Annotated in this window: 6 protein-coding genes; 4 read left to right on the forward strand and 2 right to left on the reverse strand. The window is 49.2% G+C overall.

Annotated elements, in window-relative coordinates; genetic code table 11:
• The first annotated feature begins 240 nt into the window (after window positions 1–240).
• Window positions 241–852, forward strand: a complete 612-nt coding sequence (locus VE954_RS32350; RefSeq protein WP_324960812.1) for a hypothetical protein — start codon at window positions 241–243, stop codon at window positions 850–852.
• Between the two features lie 65 nt (window positions 853–917).
• On the opposite strand, the gene VE954_RS32355 is transcribed toward VE954_RS32350, so the two are convergent.
• Window positions 918–2,348, reverse strand: a complete 1,431-nt coding sequence (locus VE954_RS32355) for an agmatine deiminase family protein (RefSeq protein ID WP_324960814.1) — start codon at window positions 2,346–2,348, stop codon at window positions 918–920.
• A gap of 402 nt (window positions 2,349–2,750) precedes the next feature.
• On the reverse strand, window positions 2,751–4,376 hold the full coding sequence (locus VE954_RS32360; protein ID WP_324960816.1) for a right-handed parallel beta-helix repeat-containing protein: 1,626 nt from the start codon (window positions 4,374–4,376) through the stop codon (window positions 2,751–2,753).
• A 309-nt stretch (window positions 4,377–4,685) separates the two neighbouring features.
• On the opposite strand from VE954_RS32360, the gene VE954_RS32365 reads away from it, so the two are divergent.
• From VE954_RS32365 to VE954_RS32375, 3 genes are all read left to right on the forward strand, one after another.
• Window positions 4,686–4,808 (forward strand): hypothetical protein, encoded by a 123-nt coding sequence (locus tag VE954_RS32365; protein ID WP_324960818.1) that lies wholly within the window; start codon window positions 4,686–4,688, stop codon window positions 4,806–4,808.
• A gap of 147 nt (window positions 4,809–4,955) precedes the next feature.
• Entirely contained in the window at window positions 4,956–5,195 is a 240-nt protein-coding gene (locus VE954_RS32370; RefSeq protein ID WP_324960820.1) for a hypothetical protein, read from the forward strand.
• Window positions 5,196–5,626: 431 nt separating this feature from the next.
• The coding region (locus VE954_RS32375) for a hypothetical protein (RefSeq protein WP_324960822.1) at window positions 5,627–6,001 on the forward strand (375 nt) is incomplete at its 3' end.

Below are 6,001 nucleotides of genomic sequence, written 5' to 3' on the forward strand. Positions count from 1 at the left end.
GCTTTATGCATATGCCCATTTTAAAAGGTCTTGCTGAATGAATTTTTTCCTTGGTGTCTGCTCGAGGAGGGTGTCATAATGCGACGCTATGTCTGGATATTTTCAGCCATAATGGCGCTTCATGCGGCAGCTTGCAAGCCAAAAAATATTAATTCGGGGCAGCCCGCAACTGACACAAATACTCTTCAGGGAAAGCCAGACAAAGGCTCCGAGGAGCCCGTTGGGTTGCCAGGGTACCCTTTGCTTTGCGATTGGACGACAGCCCCCGTTCAAGAGAATCTGAAAGCGACCGTTGACTGCTTTTTAGGAGACAGCGAGGGTAAACCGGCAAGTCTGCCCTCGACTCCCACATGGAAGGCCACGTACCCGGGGCCTGCTGTGCTGACGTCGGTCCTGGTGAATCAGGGTATCAGCATAACCATCACGGGAAAGACCCTGGTTGAAGTGAACAAGGGATTGCAGGACATGCAGGTGTCTGTTTCTTACGGGGAAGAGGAACGAACTGTCACAGGCCGGGATATCTTGAAGCCTGGAGCAGGGGAATGGCGTTTCGCTGCAAGCTGCCAAAATTCATTCTTGCTGATCAGTATAAATTCCGGCGGAAGCTTTACAAATAACTCTGGCGCTCGCTTTGACGGCTGTGAGACTTTGGCCAGTGCGCTGACCAATATAACGGTGCCGAACTCTGGTTTCCGGGCACTCCCTGATCTCCATAAAACAGTAGGCGGCAGCTGCAATAATGGTCTCTTTGTTCTGACCATTGACCCGAGTGGAAGCACGATCAACCTCGGTGGACTCAGCAACCAGGCATGTCTCGATCTGAGCTCGTTCGTCAATACTCTCGCGCTTTAATCCTGAAGAAACAATTGACCAAAGCCGCTCGGATGAGAGCGGCTTTTTTCATAGTCAGAAAATAATCAGAGGATGTCTGGATTTTTAGCTATTTGCATCGTTGTACAGTGGATAGCACCCCCAATGGAAATCAGATTATCGACCGTCACGAAGTTCATTTTATAGCCCGCGGATTCATAAGCTCGCCGCGCTTCATCCTCATAGCTCTTAATCAGGCCTGCATCGGGGTAAGCATTCGTTAGGGGGACTGTACCCAAAACTTTGCTGGTGGCTGCATCATAAACATAACCGTCTGCATCCATCGCCTTGTAGCGTGGTGTGACTGCGGTACCGTTAACAGTAATTGAGTTCGTATAGGAGCGCCAGATATCGGGAACTTCCAAAATTTCTGTTTTACTTGCATTATTGTAGGCTGCATAGCCGAATACAATAGCTGGCATCGGAATGCGAATGACAGTGAGACCGAGGTTGGCGATATCTCTTGCACGAGCATCCAAATAGGTTTGCACTTCTTTTGCTTTGCTGCGCTCTTCATCTGTGTACCAGTCAATATTGACGACTTCATCACGTAATTCGTTAACTATGACAGTCTTATTATCCAGAAATTTGGCCCACATATCAATGTGACCCGTGCCTTCATAGGGAATTCTCGGGAAAATGGTCACACGTTTGCAACCGGCTTTTTCTGTGTACTGACGGATAATCTCCTGCTTGTCCATGACTTCGTCGTTAGTAATATTCTTGCGGGAATTGTCCGCCGCGGCTTGGGCTATGGCTTGCGGACTATTGGCGTCGGTTACACGCGATGTCATCAGGCAGTCACCATCATCATTATTCATGAAGTTGCCCCCTTCATTATAGACAGGAACGCTGACGCGGCTTACGACCTCAGGGCTCGTGACAATAGCGGAGACTGGCAGATCCTGATTAAAAAGATCAACGAGCGAGCGCGCAGCGGAATCATCCGCATCGCGATTGGAGTAATAGTTAAAATCGAGAAGCACGAGCTGACCGGCAGACGTATAGGCGGTTTGTGGCGACCAATCGCGCGCCCATACCGTTAAATACGTTTTCCCGCTGACCCCATCTGAAACTTTCTCGGACGAATCCTTCGCGGGCACCAAAACGATTTTGCTGAGGTCGGCGCCCAGGCTTTTCAGAGCCTTGAAATCGGGACTCTGTGCAGCCGTTTTGTAGCCGTAAGACCGAGGCACCATGACGTAAAGTGTCTCCAAGTCACTATCCAGCAATGCTTTGGCCATGGCATGTTGCTGCGATGAGGTTAAAACGGTCAGAGAAATAATGACGCTTTTTGAAGGCCTGTATTCAGGCACAGCGATGGGTCTGACAAGCAAATTGTCTTTACTTGTCTGCGCCGTGTATTTCTCATTGATGTATTCCGCATGGCCCTTGACCTTACCAACCTGCGGCGTCCCCTGCCCGCAAGCTGTTAACAACACCAAACCTAACACTGCACTGAAATCGAAATGCTTCATAACGATTTGCTTTCCAAAAGAATTAATGATTATAAAATTTGGGTTAGCTGGACATCCCCTTCTTCTCACATGCTCTATGATTATAATCAAATAAATTAATGCAAATTCAGAAGTCCATCCGATTTCTCATTTACATTATGAACTCGTGAAATGATCGAAGTGATTCTGACCTTGTCTGACGACTGCTCGAATTCGCAGCATGACGATAGGTTCCGTCGATGACCAGGCGGGGAATGCGACATCCTGTATGAAACATGGCCAACGAACCACAAGGAATGGCGGGGGGGTCAATGAGAGGCTTTTGCCGCCCCTCACGGTTGGTCAGGTGGACCAAGCGAGCTGTGGGAGCCTGGTGTCAAGCCAGCCAGGCCCCCTGGAAAAACGCCAGGTGGCGTCGCATCATCAATTGCTTTCAAGAGCTCCAACATCAGCCAATGAACCCTGTCCACGTGCCCCCAGGTAAAGATCATTTCCTGGCGAGGGTACTGTCCCCGAGGCACTGTCTATCGCTGGACTGTCAGGCCTAAGAGCAAAGCCGGCACTCTGAGAGCCATCCCCGTTGACAAAAAGCGGGTCTGTATCAAGACGATTGGTGTCATTGTTGGTCGCAGCGAAGCGGGTGCCACCAGACACGATATTATAGCTGAAATCTACATTTTGAGATTTTCTTGTACTGTTGACAGGTCGATCGTCACGGGCGACCATGATATTGTCACGCACCCGCACGTTTTTTGACTCCACCACAGTGATCTCGCCGTCGCCCGTGATAGCTATTTTTGAATTTCGAACCGATGTGTTAAAAAACACGTCCGCGTTTCCTGCATGGAAAATATGCATACCCCGGCCGCCGTTGTTATAAACAAGATTATTGGCTATAAGCGTGCGCCCTTTATAGGCCTTGTAGGAATCAAGAATAATCCCGTTTCCATCGGTGGGCTGCTTGTAACCATAGCATCCACATGCGACCTCGTTCGAGTTTCCCTTGCTGACATTGTTCCTCACGATAAACTTATACGCAGTCGTGTTTTTGTCACTATCCCGTGGCACGAGGATGGATATCCCTGATCCGCCGTAGGATGAAAAGCGGCTATTATAAGCAACCCTGTTGTTATCAAGGGTAACGTAGTCGGCGCCGTTGATGCCTATGCCGGCAAGAGGATGGTCATGAATATAATTATTGCGGATGATGACATGGTGGGCGATAGGCTTTTTCAGGTCCCTGCTTTCCACGCTAATTCCACTGGAACTGGCATAAGGCGTGGGTTTTCTCATTTCAGCGAGAGCTTCTTTTAAGTTCACTTCGCTGCTATGCCCGATGAACTCAAATCCATCGATGACAATGTAGGACGCGTGCCTCACGTCGATGCCGCTCCAGTTTGCGCGGACTGTACTCCTGATCGCAGGCCTTTGTCCGGGGAAATTCCGATAGGTAATCCAGGCATCCGGGCGTCCAGAGTTTGTAATTGCCAGTACCGCGAAATTCTTACTCCTGTACTCGCCGGCTTTGACAAGCACGGTTTGACCAGGTTGCAGTCTTTTGTGAGCGTGCTGAAGGCTTTTCCAAGGCAAAGCTTCGGTGCCGGGGTTATTGTCGTTCCCAGTATTGGCAGATACGAAGAATATGGTTCTGCGAGCTGGGTCATCCGTTTTTGCAAAAATCGATTTATCAAGGACCGAATCCGCGCCTGCAGTCGTCGCGGTCACCCTATATTCGTATACCGTCCGAGGAGCCAACCCGTTATCGCGATAAAGTCGCGCATGACCTCCAAGCGTCGCCACGCTGATCCATGCGTCTGATGTTAGGGAGCGCCTTTCAATCACAAACGATTCCGCCTCCAACTTGGGCGCCTTCCACTCAATGACTATATCTGTGGCCGACAAGGGAACGGCAGTTACCCGTTTCTGTTCAGCAGCCAGATCAGGTTTAAGCCCAGCCTCTATCTGCGCCTGGTCGAGCCTTTCTGCGGACTGACCTGGAAGTGAAACCGATCCAATATACACAAATGCCAAAAAACTGAAGTACCGCATTTCACATCTCCAAGATTGAAAAACACATTCAAGCGCCGGACAGAGATTCCGGTACTTTCAACATATCGTTGACGACAATGTCTCACTTCACTGAAAAATCGAACATGACCGTTCCGAAAACGAACAGCGCTCGGAATGAGCACGATGAGGTCAACGCGTGGAATAAATTTCTGTTAAAGGCCGAAGATGACTTCTGGGTCGTCACATGGTTTTGTCTATTTCCAGACCCTTTCTATACGATCTCGACTGAAGAGTTCAACTGAAAATCCTTAACCTGTTTTGTCGCAAAGAGCGGACAGGGAGTGAATATTGGAAGTACTTTTCCTGCTATCGATCACGGTCCAGCAAAAGTGGATCGACCACAATCGCATCTTTGTTCAAACGCGCGAATCGTTGTCCTTCCAACATGGCGAGATGGATAACGAAGCGTAACCTGGAGACTCTTCAGTGCGCTCGAGCCCAGGCTGAGTAAAACAGTTCACCAAACTGAACAGGTTTATCGCCCGCATGGACCAACCGCGAGCTCAGCTCTGTATATTTCGTGGTATGAATTGAGTGGAAGGAGACCTGAAGATAAAAATGGGCACTTTGGTTAAAGACTACTTGCTTCCATCTGATAAGCGCGCCACCAACAAGAGCGGCCTGGTCGACGCAAACATCCGCGCACTGACTCTGGCTAAAATACAAGACTTGATCGTTTCCATGGATGCTCTGCTTGACGCCGGTTCGTCCGACATAAGCTATGCATTATCACCCCGTGATCAGCGAATAAAAGCCGCTCTTTCTGCCGTCAGAATCGAAATTAATAAAGCGTTATGAGATTGCACCTCCTGACAAAATCGCGAAAAGCTGACCTCCTTACAATACTATGATGTTGGAGTTCGACAGCAACGCTGTCGAACCCCTTATATTAGATTGAGTGGCTTCGCTACGTATCAGGGAGAAACGTGATTACTTGGGTGCCGGCTGGAACCTCCACGATCGTAACGTGACTCAAGCTGGGATTGAATACTATAATTCAAATTCCGTCGACCCCTTTTACTCCGTGGAAAACTCGATAATCATCGTGTCAACTGAATGCGCTCAGAGACAGTGCTGTTCAATTCATAACATCATGAGCAGTTATACTTGTGGAGTTTCATCATGTTTGAATGATAATTGGCAGAAGCGAATTTTATCACCTGAAAAATCTTGCTCGAAAGCTTCGAACGGATTATGCATTTACTCGAATCATCCACAGGAGAAAACCAATGCTCAAAAAAGCAACTGCTCTTCCTCTTCTTCTTGTCGCTCTGGGAAGCGGCTGTGGGGAAAAAAGCGAGGTCACGAGGCCCGAAAGCTCGTCACTGAGTGACAACACCAAGGATCTTCCAACCGGTGAAGACGGTGACAAGGCCGCCATCGGCACCTTCAGTGAAACCGATATGGATCAAAAAATAGCAACCGGTCTTGCCATCTGGCGTAAGCAGCGTAAGGACCTCAACGGCATTGAAAAAGGCGCCTGTGCCAACTGTCATTCGTCGGACGGCATTGAGCTGGCCCTCTATGATATTTCCGACGATGATGTCCGTCGCCGCGCCCACATCGATGGTGTGAATGACGTCGACAGGGAAGCGCTCGTCGAA

The organism is Oligoflexus sp. (genome assembly GCF_035638955.1).
Taxonomy (GTDB): Bacteria; Bdellovibrionota_B; Oligoflexia; order Oligoflexales; family Oligoflexaceae; genus Oligoflexus.